This is a genomic window from Paraburkholderia sp. J69-1 (assembly GCF_905220255.1).
In the GTDB taxonomy this organism is placed as follows: Bacteria; Pseudomonadota; Gammaproteobacteria; order Burkholderiales; family Burkholderiaceae; genus Paraburkholderia.
In genome coordinates, this window is the sequence record NZ_CAJMZG010000043.1 from 14,611 (window position 1) to 33,821 (window position 19,211).

The window sequence follows — 19,211 nt, forward strand, 5'->3', positions numbered from 1 at the left end:
GCTACGAACAATCAGGTTGCGGCTTTTGCGCTTTGCCACGTGGTTGATCAAATTGCAGTGCGGGCGCTGCAAGTCCCGGGGAACGACAGGCTTGCGCAAGAGCGTCTCGTGCCAGCAGTTTCGGCCCAGCATCGTCACATGCCATGCTGGGAGGCACCTGAAGCGTAGTTGAGCGCGGAACAGTATATGGCGCGCAAGCGATAGAACAACAAAAGATATTGACGTACCAGATATTTACAGCTCAATATTTTTTTAAACAAACAGAGCGGCATGTTTGTTTGTAGAAATTTCAACCGATCTCAACTGGAGCGAGACGATGAGACTTGAAGGCAAGGTGGCGATCGTCACCGGTGCGGCAACCGGTATCGGCAATGCAATCGCACGGGCCTATGTGGCCGAAGGTGCAAAGGTTGTGATTGCAGACCTGAAAGGGGCGGAGGCAGCGGCATCTGAACTTGGCGAGGGCGCTGCGCTGGGTCTTTACGCCAACGTCGCCGATCCGCACAGCACCAGACAAATGGCGTCCGCTACCGTCGAGCGGTTTGGCAAGATCGATGTGTTGGTCAACAATGCCGGCATTTTTACGGGCCTCAACGGTCTTCCGATGGAAGGGATCGCGGTCGAGGACTGGGACAAACTCTACGCTGTCAACGTCAAGGGTCCGTGGCTTTGCACGAGCGCAGTCTCGGCGGCGATGCGCGAGGGCGGTGGCGGCAAGGTCATCAATATCGCCTCGGTCATCGCACACGTCGGAGTTCCGTTCATGCTGCACTACGTCTCGAGCAAGGGTGCAGTAGCGGCCATGACCCGTGCTATGGCGCGTGAGTTTGCCGCCACGAAGGCGGGGATTACGGTCAACGCGATCTCTCCGGGCTATACCCACTCTGCAAACGCCGTGGCCAACATGCAGCAGCACGAGCAGTTCGAAGGCGTCTCAGCTCAGATGCGCACGATCGAGCGGCCGCAGGTGCCCGCAGATATTGCCGGCGCAGCGCTCTGGCTCGCCAGCGGTGAAGCGTCCTATGTCAACGGGCAGAACATCATCGTGGACGGTGGCATTTTCATGAGCCTCTGAAATCCTGCCTGACGTTTCGCTAACGAGAACTATTGCGGAGACAACCCCATGAATGCAAACTCAAAACATGCAGCGGATCCGACTAGGCTCCGTAACCAGAATCTGATTGGTGGCCAGTGGAAAGCCGCGCTTTCCGCGCAGACGATCCTCGTCGAGAACCCCGCGAACGAAGAGATCATCGCGCAAGTCCCGAGAGGACAGCAGGAGGATATCGACGAGGCAGTGAAAGTTGCGCGGGCGACGTTCGAGTCGGCCGCGTGGCGCAAGATTCGTCCGATCGACCGCGGCCGTATCCTGGAGAATATCGCGCGCAAAGTTGAGGAGCACGCCGATGAACTGGCGTGGCTGGAGTCTCTGGACACTGGCAAGGCGATCTCTTTCGCCAAGGTCATCGATCTTCCCTCGACCGTTGACGTTTTCCGTTACATGGGCGGCTGGTGCTCCAAGCTGGGCGGTACGACTCCGCCGATCTCTTTTGATGGAAAGGAATATCACGCCTACACGCGTCGCGAGCCGGTGGGCGTGGTCGGTGCGATCACTCCATGGAACTACCCGCTCGCACTGGGCGCGTGGAAGATCGCGTCAGCGCTCGCCGCTGGCTGCACGATGGTGCTGAAGCCCACCGAGCTCACGCCGCTCAGTACGCTCCGGCTGGCCGAACTGTGTCTTGAAGCGGGATTACCGGAAGGGGCGCTAAACATCGTCAATGGTTACGGTCACGAGGCCGGCGAGGCGCTCGCGCGGCACGCCGACGTCGACAAGATCACGTTCACGGGATCAACGGTCGTGGGCAAGAAAATTGTCGAGTACGCGCTCGGCAACATGAAGCGCGTGACGCTTGAACTCGGCGGCAAATCACCGAGCATTGTGTTCGCCGATGCCGATCTCGACCAGGTGGGGCTTGGTGCCGCCCTCGCAGTGTTCTTCAATTCCGGTCAGATCTGTTTTGCAGCCAGCCGTCTGCTCGTCCAGGACCGCGTCTACGACCAGGTCGTCGAAGCCGTCGCTGCCGTGGCATCGCAGTTCAAGGTGGGCAACGGGCTGGAGGCCGACACGATGCTCGGACCTCTCGTCTCCCGCAAGCAGCAGGAGCGGGTGCTCGGCTACGTGCAATCCGGCATCGAGCAGGGCGCAAGCCTCGTCTATGGCGGCCAGACGGTCGGCGACAAGGGCTATTTCCTGCAGCCTACGGTATTCGCCGATGCCGATCAGTCGATGAAGATCGTTCAGGAGGAAATCTTCGGACCAGTGGTGAGCATCGTCCGCTTCAAGGACGAGGAGGAAGCCATTCGACTTGCCAACGATACCACGTACGGACTGGCCGCCAACATCTGGACGCGTGACGTCAAGAAGGCGCATCGCGTGGCCCACCGCCTGCAGTCCGGGTCGGTATGGATCAATTGCCATGGCGTCATTGACCCGGCCGCGCCGTTCGGCGGGTTCAAGCAGTCGGGCTGGGGCCGTGAGGTGTCGAAAGAGGGACTCGCTGCCTACACGGAAACCAAAACAGTTTGTGCGTTGCTCGATGACTAACAAGCCGATACGTTGGCTCGACCAATTGTATTCAGGAGGATGAGGAGACTGATCATGTGGGATTACATCAAGTACTATTTCGCGCCGCTCGTCCAGGTGCTGGCGATCTGGGGGTTCTATCAGGGGGGCAATTTCACGTGGATTGCGATCGGTGCGTTTCCCGTGATCGCGGTTCTCGACGCGCTACTGCCGCTCGATCTGTCTGAGCGCAGGATGAAAAGTCACTTCTGGGCCTATCTGCCGGTCTGGATTTCAACACTTCTGCTGCCGGTCATGTATTTCGTTTTCGCATGGTCGGTTGGCCATCATCAGTTGAGCGGGTGGCAACTGGCCGGTGGCGTGGCGGGGCTGGCGTGGCTGTCGGTGGTGCCGGGTGTGCCGGCAACCCATGAGCTGTATCACTCGCGCGGGCGCCTGGCGCGATTTGCCGGACGCTACGGGCAGATTGCATTTCTCGACACCATGCGAATGGAAGTCCATGTGGTGGGTCACCACCGGGATGTCGGCACCGCCGAGGATTGCGACACCGCGCGCCGGGGCACCAACCTGTACAGCTTCGTCGCGCGGTCTATGTTCGAGTCGACCCGGCTCGAATTGACGCTGGATTCCGACACGTTGAAAAAGCGGGGGTACTCGCGCTGGTCGATTCGGCATTCGCTTTGGCGAGCTATCCTGGCCGTCGTCGTATTCCTTGCGATCATCCACGGAATCGGTGGCACCAAGGCAGCGGGTTTGTGCCTGATTGCCATGGTGATCGCGCGGTTCTGGGTTGAGGCATTCAACTATTACCAGCACTTTGGACAGATCCGAGTAGTTGGCACACCTATTGAAAATCGGCATGTCTGGAATCACTACGGCACGCTCTCCCGCCTCTACGCGTTCGAAATCACCAATCACGCTGATCATCATCTTAATTCTTATATTCCGTACTACAAACTGGTACCGGACAGGCAAGCGATCATCATGCCGAGCATTATCGTCTGCTTCCTCTCGGGCTTTGTTCCCCCGCTGTGGTACGGCTGGATCATCAAACCCGCCTTGCGACGCTGGGACAACGAATACGCCTCCCAAGCAGAGCGACGTCTGGCCATGGAGCAGAACCGGAATGCGGGTTGGGACGACTGGTTCGAAGAACCGCCGAGCAAACCAGGCAAGCCGAACACGACAGCCTGGGCCAGTAGCTGACCGCGTACTGAAGGGAGACCTCTGTGACTACGAACGCAAGCTTCATGCGGAGCGAGACGCGCGATATCCAGCGTCAAATGATCGGGCACGGCATGCTGATTCTTCTGGTCGGGATGCTGGCCGGAATCGGCTTGCTGGTCAGCCTGATCGGCGGGGTGGAAATATGGCCCGGGAAGCTCCTGTCGGTGCATCTGCCCGGCAAAGGCAATAGCTGGGTCCGCTTTCATATCGGACAACTGCTTAACGCTTTCCTAGTCGTGCTGGTCGCGCTGGTATTGCCCGTGCTTGGCATCGAGCCCAGGCTCGCCCGACGTCTCGGATGGCTGATCGTCGGAACGGGCTGGGCGAATACGCTCTTCTACGCGGCGGCCCTGTTTGCACCAAACCGTGCGCTCACCTTCGGGAGCAACCGCCTGGGGGATGCGAACCTCGCTTCCCTTATTGGACTTGTGCCTAGTCTGGTATTTGCCGTCATTTCCATCGTCGTAGTTGTCATATTGGCTGGACAGTCGTTTCGACGTCCTGCATGGCCAGCGACACAGAATATTAGTGGTGTTTGATGCGAGACTTCCTAAAATCCGCTTTTGGCAGATCGAAGCCAAAGCAGCTCCGAATCCTGCCCCAGGATGTGACGATCGAGCTCGGGCAAGGGCAGACGCTGCTTGAAGCTGCGCTTGCCAATGGCATTCCCTATCCGCACGAGTGCACCGTTGGCACCTGTGCGTCCTGCAAGACCCGTCTGAAGCAGGGGCGGGTACGCGAAGCGACGCCTTTTGGATACACGCTCTCAAAGGACGAACTCGACGCGGGCTACATCTTGGCCTGCCAGGCGGTTCCGAAGGATGAATTGACGGTTGTCGAGATCGATTCCTCGGCCGCAGATCTGCCGCCTCCCGAGAAATACACCGCCAACATCATCGCGACCGAGCCGCTCACGCACGACATCATGAAAGTGACAGTACAGACAGACCGGGCAGTCAGCTATGCCGCCGGGCAGTACGCGAATCTCAGCAAGGCCGGCGGTGGGCGGGCGCGCTCGTATTCCTTTGCAACGGCGCCGCAACGCAAAGGCAGGACAGTCCTCGAGTTCTATATTCGCAAGGTACCGGGCGGTGAATTCACCGAATCGCTCTTTGAAGGGGGGCTCAACGGGGTGTCTCTCGAAATGGAAGCTCCGCTCGGTACCTTCCATCTGCGTGGCGGTGATTCGCGCATGGTATGCGTCGCGGGGGGAAGTGGCCTGGCGCCGCTGATCAGCATACTCGAGCATGCACGGGGCAACCGTATCAGGCGCGATTGCACGCTCCTGTTCGGCGCACGGACCCAGGCCGACCTCTACCAGCTTGAGGCAATCGGGGCCATCGCCAGCAACTGGCAAGGAGATTTCCGTTTCATCCCGGTCCTCTCTCACGAGTCACTGGACAGTGATTGGAAGGGGGCAAGGGGGTTGGTCACCGACCATATCGCTCCGGCATTCTGCGAAGGGGGCGAAGGTTACCTGTGCGGGCCACCGCTCATGATCGACGCGGCCATCGCCAGCCTCGGCAAACATGGGATACCGGTGGATAGGGTGTTCTACGACAAGTTCACCGACAGTCGAGACCATTAATTACTAACCGATCTCGACAAAAAAAGCGAAGATTCGGAGGAGACAGGTCATGAAGAGGAAATATGTTGCCGCGGCGACAGGGTGTCTCGTTGCTGCACTGTGGGGTGAGAAGGTCTGGGCGACCGATGCATTCAATCTGCTCGGTCACGGTCCGATTTCCATCGGCATGGGCGGAACGGCGGCTGCCTACGATATTGGTCCAGCGGGCATGATGTCCAACCCGGCCACGTTGACGTTCATACCGGAAGGAACCTACTTCCTTATCGGCGCTGATATGGTCTCTGCGGACCTCAAGGTAACCAGCACGGCGACCGGCGAAACGGCAAACTCGTCCAGTCGCGGGAGAAACAACGGTCCGTATTTCGGGCCGGAGTTCGCCGTTGTCTGGCGAAGGGACCGCATTGCACTTGGCGTCGGGGCCTATGCAACCGACGGTGTCGGCACGCAGTATGGCACCGACAGTTTTCTGTCCCGCACAGCTACCAACAAAGTCGACACTGGACTGGATGTGTTTTCCAGATTGCTGGTCATGGACATCCCGTTCTCGATAGCGTACAAGGTCACTGACAAGCTCACCGTGGGCGGATCGGTCGATGCCGTCTGGACTTCGGTGAACCTGGGTCTGCTGCTCGATACGACCCAGATCGGGGCGCTCGCCACGCAGGGACGCCTTTCCGGTGGCCTCGTCCCTGCGTTGCTGGGGATACCTCAACTCTCGGGCGGATACCTTAATTTCAATAACGGACAGATCGCTGGAGGGGCAGCCTCGGCGTGGGGCGTAGGAGGGAGGCTTGGCCTCACTTACGCGGTCAATCCGACGACTACGGTGGGTCTTGCTTACCAGTTCAAGACAGCAGTGGGTGACCTCTCCGGACATTCCACGCTGACTGCCGTAAGTGCGGTGGCCGGCAATATCCCGTTGAGTGGTACGGTCCGGTTGCATGATTTCCAAATGCCCGCCTCTTTCACGGCCGGTGTCAGTCACGACTTCACCGACAGGCTCATGGTTGCCGTGGACTATCAGCGTGTGTTCTGGTCCGGCGCAATGAAAGACATTCAGGTCGGATTCACGCAGGATGGAACGGGGCAGACGCTCAAACTCGCGCTGCCGTTTGACTACCGGGACACCAACGTGCTTTCGATTGGTGTCCAATACCGATACAACGAAAGCTGGACGTTCCGCGCGGGCTTCCACTATGCGCAGGACGCGACGCCCGACGGCGGGGTGATGGCAATTCTGCCTGCGACGCCCACGACCAATGTGACAGCAGGTACTTCGTATTCGTTTAGCCAAAATACAAAGCTGGATATCGCCTTGGCGTATGGATTTCCCAAGACCTTTACCAATGTGAGTCTGCCGGACACCAGTGTGCCGATCAAGGTAAGGCACTCGCAGATCGCGGCGTCGTTCGCGCTTACAAAGCGTTTCTAGGGCTCTTGCCGAGGATTGGCTATTGGACGCCGCGATCAGCGAGTTGATCGGCAAGGGCTACGCATAATTTTGAGGTCGACGAGGTCGCAGCCACGGCCAGCGTATCACGCGACGCACAGACCCATCATTTCCCGACCAAGGAAGCACTCGTTCTGGCGGCGCTCCAGCGGCTTTACCAAACGTCGACCGCGGCAAGCATGACGCTGATCGAGGGCCTGGAGTCGGGCGACGTTGTGCTGGATGCGCTGATGTGGGATTCGGCCAGTTTCTATCTGGGCCGAATTTCATCATTGCCGTGTCGCTCCTCAATCTTGGCGATCACGAACCCGGGCTGAGGCAGAAGGTCCGCGCGATGTCGCGCAATCACCGGCTACCGGTCGAGAAGGTCATGATTGCAGGAGTTGCTGCGCTCTGGCCTAGCCGAAGAACCGGCGAAGACGGTGCTCAACATTACCCGGGCGTCTACCGCGGTATGGTGATGCGCAAGTTTCTGCGCAACGATCCCGAGTACACGCGCTTTACCACGGAGCATTGGTCGAAGATCGCCCGTGCGTAGCTCAACCTGAATGTCCCCTGACGGTAGCCTGCGAGCGCATAAACGCAGCCCTCCTGCACAAACTATTCCCCTCTTATTCGACGCCCACTGCGCAGTCCACCGGGGTAGCTGCTGTATCTGCATCATTTCACGGACAAACCCATGCGTCTCTGGCTTGATCTGCTCGGCGTAGAAATTCGTTATGTCGACACGAAGAATTTTGGAACGATCCCGCATTACCAAGGGCGGGAAAGGCAATCCGGAAACGCTCATCCTCCGGCGCGGCATCAACGGTCATCTCGAATCTTACGCGAAGAAACTAACGGAACATTAGCTCCGCATAACGAAATAAAGCCAAACCGCAATGCCTCGACTAATGGCCTTTAGTCGAGGCACTCCGGACAGATTTTCCGGCGACCTGCAGACAGTGCGAATCGAAGAGGCCAGAAGAGAAGCAGATAGTTAAGGAGACAAAGGAGTTATCAACAAATAAGTGGACTCTCTTCAGCCGCAGAGGCATGTGTGCAACCGTATGCACAACAGATCACTAATGATGTGGAACGTACCGAAAGAACAGGTCGCGGCTTCTGATAGCCAGGGTCGTCACGGGTAGTAACACATGAGGTAATGCATGACACTACAAACATACTTGTCTGTTTGTATAAGTTAAATTTCGGTTAATGGTTCGCCGTCTGGACTGCAGCATCAGGAGCTGAATGTCGCGGATGGCAGGGGTGGGCAGGAGACAACTGGAGGCAACGATGAAAGAAATTGCGAAGACGGGTGGACCTTGCTCGGGGCTTCGGGTGCTGGAGTTGGGTTCCATGGTGTCGGCACCATTGGCGGGGCAGATTCTGGCAGACATGGGGGCGGAGGTTATCAAGATCGAACCGCCTGAAGGCGATCCCATGCGCAAGGTTGGCCCGTTTCATAAGGAAATGGGGGCGCTCTTCATGACCGTAAACCGGAACAAAAAGAGCGTCGTACTGAACCTGAAGGTACGAGGTGATCTGGAAGTCGCACAGGAACTGGCGCTGTCATCTGATGTCCTGATTCATAACATGCGTCCTCGTGTAATGGATCGGCTTGGTCTTGGATACGAGACCCTGCAAATCACCAATCCGAAGTTGATCTATACGTCGATTTCTGGTTTTGGGGAATCGGGGCCCTACGCGTCGAAACCCGCCTATGACCATGTTCTCCAGGGGATGACAGGGGTAATGTATCTCCAGGGACGCGGCGGGGCGCCGGAGCCGATCCGCAACCTGATGGTGGACAAGTCAACCGCGACAATTACGGCTAGCGCAATTCTGGCCGCATTACTGCACCGGGAGCGCAGCGGTGGCCAAGGGCAGCGTATCGACGCATCGTTGTTGAATGCGTTTTCGTGGTTCGGGCTCACAGACAATATTGGAAACTATACGTTCCAGACGTCGGGCGCGCAGAAAGCACCTGCGCTCGACATTCATCACCCGCTTCGGACGAGCGATGGATGGGTGATTGGGCATATCCAGACTGACGACCAGTTTGCCGCCGCCTGTCGGCTATTCGGCCGGGAGGATCTGCTCGGAGATGAGACATGGAAGTCCGCAGCAAGGAGAATTGCGCGAAATGGCGACATGTGGCGAGAACTCGGTCGCAATGCGATCACAGTGACGCGCGCAGAAGTCCTGCAGCGCGCCGAAATGGAGGGCGTGGCAATCGGCCCGATTTATACACTCGAAGAGTTTTTTGAAGACCCACAAGTCAAGACTAGCAATGTCTATGTCGATCACGGGGATCCAGAGTTTGGAGTCATCCGTCAGATGAATTTCCCCGTACGTTTCGGCCGTTCAAAAATAGACGTTGCAGCGCGAGCGCCGCTGCTCGGAGAACACACCGAGGAGATTTTGCAGAAATCGAAGCGCGAACCCACGAAGCCTTGAACGAGACACGGTGATACCCACTTTGATACGAGCTGGGACGCTGAGGCATCGCAAACGATGCTGACCTGCGTCGTAAAGCAGACTTGAACTGCGTCGTGCAGGAGAATAGGAGAGAAACTTGATTACGTTCGATTTGAGCGAGGAACAGGAACTCGCTCGTAACGCGATGAGAAGCTTCGCGCAGGTAGAATTGCGCCCACTCGCACAGAGGCTGGACAGGGAGGCTGTGACTCCCACGTCGACCCTGAATGCCCTGTGGTCGACTGGCCTTGTACAGATGCAAGGGGGAGAGGAGAAGCGGCGGTGCTCTATTCTCAATGCACTTGTGCTCGAAGAGATCGCCGCGGCCGATGCGACACTCGCACTTGCGCTCGCGGCGCCGGTTGCCTTTACCCAGGTCATCATCGACCAGGGATCCCCAGAGCAGCGGGAAACGCTGCTGCCATTATTTCAGGGCGACACGTTTCATGCGGCTTCCATAGCGTTGATGGAACCGCATTTCGCCTCAGACGTGTCATCACTAACAACCACCGCTGTGCGCGACGGCGATGGGTGGCGACTGAAAGGACGCAAAACATTGGTACCGCTGGCCTCCGGTGCCAGTCATTTTCTCGTCATCGCTCAAGCCGAGGGAGAGCGAGCGGCCTTTATCGTGAATTGTGACGAACCCGGTGTCAGCGTCGAGACGCCGGTACCGACGGTTGGCCTTCGGGCGCTCGGAATGAGCGACGTAGTGTTCGACGGCGTATCCATTCCTCATGCGGGACGCCTTGGGGAAGATTCTGGCTCAAACGTTCAACGCATAGTAGACGCGTCACGTGCCGGACTTGCTGCGGTTATGACAGGTTTGTCGCGTGGTGTCATGGAGTACGTTATCCCGTATGCAAAGGATCGAGTTGTGCATGGCTCAGCGCTTGCGAGCAAGCAGTCGATAGCATTCCGTATCGCCGATATGCACATCGATGTAGCAGCTATGCGCTTGATGGCTTGGCGAGCAGCGTTCGAACTCGGGAATGGAAGGATCGCCACGCGCACGTCCCAGCTCGCGTATACCTATGCGGCAAGTAAATCAATGTCGATCGCAGACGAAGGTTTGCAGATCTTCGGTGGCCATGGGTTCGTACGAGAGCATCCGATCGAAATGTGGTATCGAAACGCCCGCGCAATCTCGATGCTCGAAGGCGTAGCCGGTGTCTGAAAGCGACCAAGGAGATAAACGTGATTGATTTTACCCTCACGCCTAGAGACGAGCATTTAGTGAGCATTGCTCGTGAAGACGCAGAAATTGCTCGCAAGTATGCGCGCTACTACGATCAGCATCACGATGAGCTTGAGCCAGTCGAACTTCCTGAAGCCGCAGGGCGATCCGATCCTTATCTAGAGCTCGAGGCGGATTCGACAGGGACAAGTGGACCGATCGTTACGCAAGCGTTGCTTCATCTGGAATATCCCGACGTGCGCATGAGGCGCGACGCGAATCGATTTCTCGGGACAAAGATTATCAAGTACGTAGGGACGCCTGATCAAATCGAACGTTTTGGCGACAAACTGCTCTCAATTGCCATTTCGGAGCCTGGCGCGGGGTCCGATCCTCGAGCAATGGTCGGAAACGCACGATACGACGAGGCCACAGATGAATGGATCTTAAATGGCGAGAAGATTTATTGTTCGGGTTTCGGAGAGGCGGCCGGCGCAGTTGTGATGGTCAAGGGACCGACCGACGAGCGCGGAAATCGCCCGTTCTGCTCGTTTGTTGTGGAGAAGGAAACCCCCGGTCTGCAACTCCTTGGTCAGGTTGACAAGATGGGCATGCGCGCATGGGATACGGCGGATTTTGTGCTTCAGGACTGCCGCGTGCCTTCGCGGAACAAGCTCGATGCTGACTTCAAGCGCATGCTTATGGTCTTTAACGGGTCGCGTGCAATGATCACGGCCTTCGGCCTCAAGACTGCACGCAATATCCTCGCCGCAGTGCGGGAAAATCTCCTTGAGTCTGGGCAGACGATCAACTACGAGCAAGGGCGCAACTCGAGGTCCGCGGTCCAGGATCGACTGATTGCGCTCGAAGCACTCCATGACGCCACGGAGTTGACGATTCTGCACGCCAAATGGCAGGAGCAACGCTACGGAGTTACCCACGAAGGAACGATGGTAGAGGCATCAATGGCTAAGGCCTTGGGGGGGAGCGCCACTCGACGCATTACTCAGGAATCCATGGAGTTGCTTGGGCCACTGGCAATGACCGAGGCAAACCTCGCGGAGAAATGGTTCCGCGACGCCCGAATATTCGACATTTTTGAAGGGGCGGGCGAGATCAACCGGCTGATTGTGGCCAGATGGCTGCTGGGGTATTCCAGCAAAGAGCTGAACTAAAGGTTGCTTGATGCGACGAGACTTCGGTCAAAGTTGTTAAGCGCGTATTCACGATGCTGGCCGGACGGCCAGCATCGTGAAATGCGCGGTGATCCTTCTGCTTGGTTCGTGCGATCTCTGCGTCGAAAGGGACTGCGCAGGCGGCGACGGCTAGACGAAGACGATACCGGCTGGCCGCACCACAATCCCCCTGCGGACGCCGTGAAAGGTGCATGTGCGATCAGCGAACTTTACGATAGCAACCGCTGCACACAATCTGGCCATTGTGCTCGAGCAATGGTATGAGCGCCACCTGCACAAAGCCCTGATATACCGCTCGCCTCGCGAATTTAGACTCGCTGCGGCGTCACTAATCCAAGAGTGTCCGCGTGTCCTTAGTTATAGGCGCAGCTCCAGCGCTCGACTCGGTAATCCGTGCGATGGACTAAGCTGGTACCGAAACGAATTCCAAGCACAAAAGGAAGGCGCGCGACGGCCCGCCGTAGACGCAGTATCGCGCTGAACGTCGGCATACGTGATACCCTCGCATCCGTTGAGTAGTCCGCTATAGGTATTCACCGTTGGAGGGGAATATTCGATGTCTCAGATTGCAGGGAATACTCGTACGTGACCGTAAGTCTTAGTTTCCCGCTTCGCGGGATCCACACTACCAAAATCGGCGCAATTGATTAGAGGACTTTCAGTCGAATAGCGGGTTCCATGGTAATCGTGAAGATATTCCAGAGGACATTCAATCCATACTGCGATACCTCTGAAGACGTTGGAATTTATTTCCGTAAACGGTTCAGTCGGCACGAATTTCAAGATTTGGTTCGGCTTTGGCCATTGCACTCCTGAACGCCGGACGGTTTACCACACGCCGCAGATAGGCGCTGAGGTTCGAATAGGACGACAGATCGACTGGAATGAATGCGCGCATCCCTGTAAGTGGAAACATTATCATGATGTCGGCGATGGTAAAGTCGGTACCAGCTAGCCATAGATGACCGTCGGCGAAATAGGCCTCAAGCGCATCAAGGTAGCGAACGGCACGATCCCTCATGATTCCGGCTATAGCGCCCCCACCCCCATCCATCAACACCATCAAACTCGGCATCAGCGAGCCATTGGCAAAGTGATACCAATAGAGAAAGCGTGCGAAATCAGGATGATCAGCATGTAATTTAAGCCGACCGTCACCGTGCTTCGCAACTATATAGTCGATGACGGCGCCGGATTCGGCGAGTGTCAGCCCGCCATCCGTGATGATCGGCGCAGTACCCGAAAGATGCAGCGCCTTGTAAGCCGCCGGTGCGAGGCGTGTCACTGGATCGCGATCGTAGCGCACTAGTTCATATGGAATGTCAAGTTCCTCGCATAGCCATACAATCCGTTCCGATTGAGAACTACCTAGATGGTGCACCGTCAACATAATCTTGTCCCTTTATGAAATTTAAGTGAGCGCCTCTGGAATACTGCAACCAACCCGCCAAACTGAACGCGCAAATCGGCAATCGCAGCCTCGTCAGCAGCCCCCGACAAAAGCATCGTCGGTACTTTCTCGGCGACCGAACGAAGGGCTCGCTTCTTCATGTTCAGGTGGATCAGCAAGCGGCGCTCATCGCGAGCATCATTTACCCGGCGAATTAGCCTCGCTCGTTAGTCCTTTTCAGAGGCGGTGTCGACGTGCCGCTTATGAAGTGAAGCTTAAGTCCAAGCGATCCAAACATCTGGCTGGCTTTCACAGCACCAGAGACTTCGGCTAATCATACTCGCGTGCACGTGATATTGCCGTTGAGATCGCATTTCGCCGCAAATGACCTAGTAACTGAAATGTCGGCCTAGCAGGCTGTCGAAATAGCTACCGCCGCCGTCATCGGCGCGGGGGCGGCAAACGTTCAAGCAAGGGAACGGACAATGCCGAGACCGAAACGATGCGCGGAGCGGACGGCTACACCGAGGCGATGTTCACAATGGCGAAGCTGGATGACTTCGCGACTGCTAACCACCCCCCTGCGCCCGATTCGTATCTGGCTGAACGACGCGCTCAAGCGTATGGACCCGTTGTTCACACGCATGTACGAGAGTGACGCGAAGGGTGGCCGCCCGAGCATCGCCCCAGAGAAGCTGATTCGCGCGTTACTGTTGCAGGTGCTGTATTCGATTCGAAGCGAACGCATGCTGATGGAGCAAATCTCCTACAACATGCTGTTTCGGTGGTTTGTCGGCCTTTCGATGTGGGACCACTCGACCTTCAGCAAGAACAGAGACCGGTTGCTCGAGCACGACGTCATCGTGGCGCTGTTCAACGAGACGATTGAGGCGGCGCATGCGCGCGGTTATCCGTCGGGCGAGCATTTCAGCGTGGACGGCACGCTGATTCAGGCGTGGGCTGGACACAAGAGCTTCGTGCGCAAGAACAAGTCGGATGACGATACGCCGCCCGATGGTGGTATGCGCGAGCGCGAGAACTGGCACGGCGAGAAGCGTAGCAACGAGACGCACGAATCGAGCACGGACAGTCAGGCGAAGCTGTTTCGCAAGAGCCGGCGCACCGGTGTGCTGCTTTGCTACATCGGACACCCGCTCACGGATAACCGGCATGGCCTGGTGGTGAACGCGCAGGTGACGCAGGCCAGCGGTACGGCAGAACGCGACGCTGCGGCTCAAATGCTCGAGGACGCTGCACAGGTTGCCAGCGCCCCCATTACTGTGGGGGCCGACAAAAACTACGACACGGCGGGCTTCGTGGCGAGTTGCCGCGCCAATCATGTAACGCCGCACGTAGCGCAAAACGACGGGCGCGCGGGTGGCTCGGCGATTTGACCTGCCCCCTGCAAACAGGGCCAGCCGGAGTCTAGTAAAGTTCGTTTTCGGAGAAGAAGACGAACATGAAGAGGCGCTTTACGGAACAGCAAATCATCCGATCTCTGAAGGAAGCCGAGGCCGTTATGCCGGTCAAGGAACTGTGCAAGAAGCACGGGTTCAGTGACGCGTCGTTCTACAACTGACGCGCGAAGTTCGGCGGCACGGAGGTCTCGCAAGCCCGCCGGCTCAAGGACCTCGAGGTGGAGAATGCCCGGCTGAAGAAGCTGCCGGCCGAAGCAATGCTCGATATGGAAGCGTTGAAGGTCGTCGTCAAGGGAAAGCCCTGAGCCCGCAAGCCAAACGCGAGGCAGTGTCGGCGATTCGGGAGAAGGTCAACCTCTCCGAGCGCCGCGCCTGCCGGCTTGTCGGGCTTTCTCGCAGCGTGCTACATTACGACGTGAAGCCGGACCACTATGTTCTGGACCCGCGCGATGGTTCGAACATCGTTGAGACGATTCAGAAGGAAAGCGGTGGCGCTGTGAGATTCGGCTTGGACACGACTGGTATTCCGGCAGTGATCGGACAGGCCGTAGGCTGTGTCGTTAGCGGTGGTGCTGTTGGGATGGTCGGAGTTCCCGCGCCTCAAAGCCAGTTCCCGTTCACGCCGCTCGAGTTGTTGATGAAGCAGGTCTCGTTGCGACCGATCAGTGAAGGTGATTCGAACCCGAAGACGTTCATTCCTGAGATGATTGAAATGTACAAGAAGGGCGTCTTCCCGTTCGACAAGCTGGTGACAAAATTCGAGTTTTCCGAGATCAATGAAGCGATGCATGCGGCAGAAAGCGGTGCCGTAATCAAGCCGGTCCTCGTATTTTGAGTGGCATAGGATTGTTGTTGAATGGATACCGTTGGTCGCACGAGGCCTCTGACGGTATCCAACTAGCCAGCGAACTGCGAGCGCCGTTTTGCACGCGCTTGGCATCGACGTTCCAAGTCCGCGCCCAAGCGCTATCGGTCGGGGCGAGCTAGAGCAGATCGGAGGGCCGACTCTCGAAGAGAGTCCTTCCCATACAGTCCAAATACATGGTAGTGCGGCGTAACGTTCGAGTAAGCGCGCGCGTTCATGACCGAGGCGCCCACATAGTTCCCCCGTCGCGGTGCGATTCCGACGGTAAGCAACTCGCTCAAATCGCTCCGGCTGTGCTTGTTGCGCAGGTACCAGCGCGCACACAGAATGGTGGTCTCCCAAAAAAGCATCCGCCGAACCACTTCTCCAGGCTCTTAAGCTTGCTCATTGGGTGCCGCAGTTTACTTGTTCAGACAACTCTAACCAATTCGCCGACCATATTTGTACCGGAGTACCCACGAGGGCCATTCTGAGAGTTCGAGATGCGGCGCCAGCCGCTCGCGCGTGAGTCTAGGCGGCCAATTTCTTGCCTGCCCGGTAGCCGAAGACGAGCGCGGGACCGATGCTGGAACCGCCGCCTGGATACCGGCCATACATAAGTGAATTCATGTCCAATCCGACCGCAAATAGCCCTGGGATAGGTGCTCCTTCAGTGCTTAGCACCTCGCCGTCGGGGGTCGTTTTCATGCCGAGCGTAGTACTGCAGTCGCCAGGGTGAATTTCGATCGCATAGAAGGGCGCGTCGCAGAGCGGTCCCAGGTTGGGGTTTGGGCTGTGAGCCAAATCACCTTGTGCATTATCGTAAGAGTTCGCACCGCGCAGAAAGTTTGGATCCCTACCTTGGAGCGCAAATTCGTTGAAGCATGCGACAGTCTGCTCTAGATTGTCGATGGGAACGTCGATCTTTTGTGCGAGCTCTGTGATCGTCGGCGCTTCGAAGAGGTAACCGTCACGGATCAGATGGCGATAGGGGAGTGGGGAAGGCATCGCGACACCCATCCCGTATTTCCGTAGCGCCGTCTTGTGGCCAATGAACCAGGCCTTGCGGATACCGTTGGCGTTCATGTGGCTCACGAACTCCTGATATGGTGATGCTTCATTCGCGAAGCGGCGCCCTTGGATGTCGACGATAATGGTGCCAGGCTTTCCTCTGTCTGGGCCAAAGTGAGGAAACACTGACTTGATCGAGCCATCGGGTGCCCGATGTGCAGAGCAGGGAGCCCAGATGCCATTGGAGACGTTTGGGTGCGCGAAAGCGCCGCCGGCTTCTTGGCCCAACCGGATACCGTCGCCAACGTTCTCGATGGGTTGCGCGGAGAGATGAACGTCTGGCAAGGGAATATACTTTTCCAGCATCTTTGAATTAGCTCCAAATCCGCCGCTCGCAAGAACCACGCCTTTGCGTACAGTTACCATCACTTCTGCGCGGTCGACTTTGATCACCAGCCCGATTACTTTTTCGGCATCCTTGACAAGCCTGACTGCCGGGGTTGCGCGTCGCAGTGTGACACCGGCATCGATGGCAGATTTCATAAGGCGGCCCACCAGCGCATTGCCATGGGCCATGTGCGTGCCCTTTCCATAGAGAGCCAGGTCGCGAACGAAACCTGCCATGCGCTTTGTGCTGAAGCGGAAACCTTTCCACGTGCGGAACGCAGAGGTCAGCTTCGGGGCATGCTGCATATCGGTCTGAAATGAGCCGAATGCGACAAAGCCGGGGAGCGGATTGCGAACGTGCCGGATGGATCTGCCCAACCTACGACCATCAAAGGCTTCGGCGATGATGGTCCGGGCCACCTTCGCTCCCGGTTCGCACGGGTGGTAATCGGGTAGCAGCACCGGATAGAAGCGGACATGCGTTTTAGTATCCATATATCGCAGCATCTCGGGACCCGTTTCGACAAACGCCTTAACGAGCGCGGGATCGTAGCTGTCGCCCAGCGTGGCGCGCAGATAGGTGTACGCATCTTCCGGGGTATCGTGTTGGTCGACGCTCTCCATGTAGGGATTATTCGGGATCCATGCCCCGCCGCTTGAGAAAGCGGTCGTACCACCGAAAAGGTCAGATTTCTCGACCACCAGCACCTTCAACCCATGGTTTGCGGCGACCACAGCTGTGGTCAGGCCGGCAACTCCTGAGCCTATTACAACGACATCGTAGGTACTCTCGACGGTAGATTGCGTGCTCATTAGGTTCTCCGATTGGAATCGAGTTTACGACTATTCTAGGTCTCAATGCGGGGCGCCTCCCGATGTCAAATTCAGCGATACAAACCTTCCCTTTGTCGGTGTCGCCAGCGCAACCTTGCGGCACTTTGCGAAGGTTGTTGTATTGCAGATCGACGATTGTGGGAATTTGTGTTTGCCCAAGAAATCGCACACTGGAGACTGTCGCAGTAAGGCGACCTGGTATGCTGGCTGAGTGCGAATCAACGGTCTACACAATGGGTCCAGAATTGAATTTGAAATCCCAGCGGGTGTTCAATGTCTGTAGTACCCAGCGGTTGTGATTCTGAGATCAGTTGAAATTGGCGAGCGCTAAGGGGTAAGGCAGCGACCTGATTTACATAGTATTGCTGCGTGAATGCGACAGGTGACAGTTAATTAAGACGGGCCGGCACGTATTGCGCGAAGATCTTAATATGTTCGTTGATGGCTCGTTTGGTCTCTTCGCTGGCGGCGGAACGTCGATGGTCCGCGTCCGCCTTTAGCCCCCCCGGTCCGCACAACGCTAGACATGATTATCTTGCAGTGTAACCGCCATCGACCGTGAATCCAGCCCCGTTGACGAAAGAAGACTCGTTGGAAAGCAGAAATTTGACTGCGTAACCGACATCCTCGGGCTCACCAAACCGGCCGATCGTATGGCGAGCCAACGCCGCGTCGTAGTGAACCTTAAAATCTGGACTATTAATTAAATCTGCAATCATAGGAGTATTAATCATGCCGGGTAAAACAGCATTCACACGAACCCCGGTGATCGCCGCCTCACAGGCTGCCGCGCGTGTTGCGCCTAGAACACCGTGCTTTGAGGCGACATATTCGGAGGAGTAAGGGTTTGCGACGATGCCGTTGGCAGAAGACGTGTTGACGATGGCACCGCCCCCCGTCTTCCGCATCGCCAGAATCTCGTGCTTCATACACAGGAAGACGCCGGTAAGATTGACATTGACGACCCGATGCCACTCCGCCTCAGTCAAGTCCTCGAGCAATTTATTCTGCATCTGCAGTCCTGCGTTGTTGAAAGCACCGTCGAGCCTGCCGAAGCTCCCGACTGTAAAGTTGACCATCTCCACAACGCTTGCTTCGTCGGCAACGTCAACTTTCAGCGATTTGGCGACGCCGCCTTCGGCTTCAATGGCGGCAGCGGTCTCAGCCGCGCCGGCCTGATTGAAATCCGCCACGACAACCTTGGCACCGTTCCTTGCGAGTATCCTAGATGTGGCGCGACCAATACCCGACCCCCCACCCGTAACAATAATGATTTTATTCTCAAGCATTGCTCTTCCCTCCTGCCATCTGTTTATCAACCCGGCGTAGTTTTTACCGTCAACGAAAAACTCGGTGACGCTGACGTAAGAGGCATCGTCTGATCAGCATTGCCATAATTTGGAGGATCCCTACTTTCCGAACTTAGCGAATCTTGCTGCGATTATGGTTTTTTGCGCATTTATTCCGGAGTCACAGGCTCCGAGGCGATAGACGCGTATTGTGTGAGAGAGGCTAGAAAGTGGATGAATTCGTTTCGCAAAATGGCGAAACGGAGGTATACATGAATCGAATACCCAAAGCAGTCTACGTGAAGGAATTCACTCATCCAGCATACCAGGCCGCCTTATCTCGAGATACC

At 56.9% G+C, this 19,211-nt stretch carries 13 protein-coding genes and 3 pseudogenes; 13 read left to right on the top strand and 3 right to left on the bottom strand.

Translation table 11 applies throughout. The features are described from left to right. Window positions 1–316: 316 nt before the first annotated feature. From U5A67_RS39615 to U5A67_RS39660, 11 genes and pseudogenes are all read left to right on the top strand, one after another. Window positions 317–1,075 carry a glucose 1-dehydrogenase gene (locus U5A67_RS39615; protein WP_321818682.1) on the top strand — a complete coding sequence of 253 codons (759 nt, stop codon included), beginning with the start codon at window positions 317–319 and terminating at the stop codon, window positions 1,073–1,075. 48 nt (window positions 1,076–1,123) lie between these two features. Further along, on the top strand, window positions 1,124–2,608 hold the full coding sequence (locus U5A67_RS39620; protein ID WP_321818683.1) for an aldehyde dehydrogenase family protein: 1,485 nt from the start codon (window positions 1,124–1,126) through the stop codon (window positions 2,606–2,608). 54 nt (window positions 2,609–2,662) lie between these two features. Next, window positions 2,663–3,793, top strand: a complete 1,131-nt coding sequence (locus U5A67_RS39625) for an alkane 1-monooxygenase (RefSeq protein ID WP_321818684.1) — start codon at window positions 2,663–2,665, stop codon at window positions 3,791–3,793. 23 nt (window positions 3,794–3,816) lie between these two features. After that, window positions 3,817–4,353: a styrene-oxide isomerase StyC gene (styC, locus tag U5A67_RS39630; protein ID WP_321818685.1), complete on the top strand. Its 537-nt coding sequence runs from the start codon at window positions 3,817–3,819 to the stop codon at window positions 4,351–4,353. Next, a complete protein-coding gene (locus U5A67_RS39635) occupies window positions 4,353–5,402 on the top strand; it encodes a 2Fe-2S iron-sulfur cluster-binding protein (RefSeq protein WP_415768353.1) in 1,050 nt (349 codons plus the stop codon). The genes styC and U5A67_RS39635 overlap by 1 nt, the downstream gene beginning before the upstream one ends. 49 nt (window positions 5,403–5,451) lie before the next feature. After that, entirely contained in the window at window positions 5,452–6,834 is a 1,383-nt protein-coding gene (locus U5A67_RS39640; RefSeq protein WP_321818687.1) for an OmpP1/FadL family transporter, read from the top strand. A gap of 65 nt (window positions 6,835–6,899) precedes the next feature. Next, window positions 6,900–7,169: pseudogene (locus U5A67_RS40835) on the top strand (TetR/AcrR family transcriptional regulator); the annotation flags it as partial. After that, a complete protein-coding gene (locus U5A67_RS39645; protein WP_321818688.1) occupies window positions 7,085–7,390 on the top strand; it encodes a hypothetical protein in 306 nt (101 codons plus the stop codon). The pseudogene U5A67_RS40835 and the gene U5A67_RS39645, both read left to right, overlap by 85 nt. 740 nt (window positions 7,391–8,130) lie before the next feature. Continuing rightward, window positions 8,131–9,294 (top strand): CoA transferase, encoded by a 1,164-nt coding sequence (locus tag U5A67_RS39650; protein ID WP_321818689.1) that lies wholly within the window; start codon window positions 8,131–8,133, stop codon window positions 9,292–9,294. 118 nt (window positions 9,295–9,412) lie between these two features. Then, window positions 9,413–10,492 (top strand): acyl-CoA dehydrogenase, encoded by a 1,080-nt coding sequence (locus U5A67_RS39655; protein WP_321818690.1) that lies wholly within the window; start codon window positions 9,413–9,415, stop codon window positions 10,490–10,492. A 20-nt stretch (window positions 10,493–10,512) separates the two neighbouring features. Next, window positions 10,513–11,667, top strand: coding sequence for an acyl-CoA dehydrogenase (locus U5A67_RS39660; protein ID WP_321818691.1), 1,155 nt, complete (start codon window positions 10,513–10,515; stop codon window positions 11,665–11,667). Window positions 11,668–12,451: 784 nt separating this feature from the next. On the opposite strand, the gene U5A67_RS39665 is transcribed toward U5A67_RS39660, so the two are convergent. Continuing rightward, on the bottom strand, window positions 12,452–13,078 hold the full coding sequence (locus U5A67_RS39665; protein WP_321818692.1) for a glutathione S-transferase: 627 nt from the start codon (window positions 13,076–13,078) through the stop codon (window positions 12,452–12,454). 502 nt (window positions 13,079–13,580) lie between these two features. On the opposite strand from U5A67_RS39665, the pseudogene U5A67_RS39670 reads away from it, so the two are divergent. Together U5A67_RS39670 and U5A67_RS40840 are read left to right on the top strand one after the other, a co-directional pair. After that, window positions 13,581–14,469 (top strand): annotated as a pseudogene (locus tag U5A67_RS39670) (IS5 family transposase); the annotation flags it as partial. A gap of 68 nt (window positions 14,470–14,537) precedes the next feature. Next, window positions 14,538–15,331: pseudogene (locus U5A67_RS40840) on the top strand (transposase). A 540-nt stretch (window positions 15,332–15,871) separates the two neighbouring features. On the opposite strand, the gene U5A67_RS39685 reads toward U5A67_RS40840, so the two are convergent. Together U5A67_RS39685 and U5A67_RS39690 are read right to left on the bottom strand one after the other, a co-directional pair. After that, window positions 15,872–17,551 carry an FAD-dependent oxidoreductase gene (locus tag U5A67_RS39685; protein ID WP_321818693.1) on the bottom strand — a complete coding sequence of 560 codons (1,680 nt, stop codon included), beginning with the start codon at window positions 17,549–17,551 and terminating at the stop codon, window positions 15,872–15,874. A 551-nt stretch (window positions 17,552–18,102) separates the two neighbouring features. Then, on the bottom strand, window positions 18,103–18,861 hold the full coding sequence (locus tag U5A67_RS39690) for a glucose 1-dehydrogenase (RefSeq protein ID WP_321818694.1): 759 nt from the start codon (window positions 18,859–18,861) through the stop codon (window positions 18,103–18,105). Window positions 18,862–19,211 lie beyond the last annotated feature (350 nt).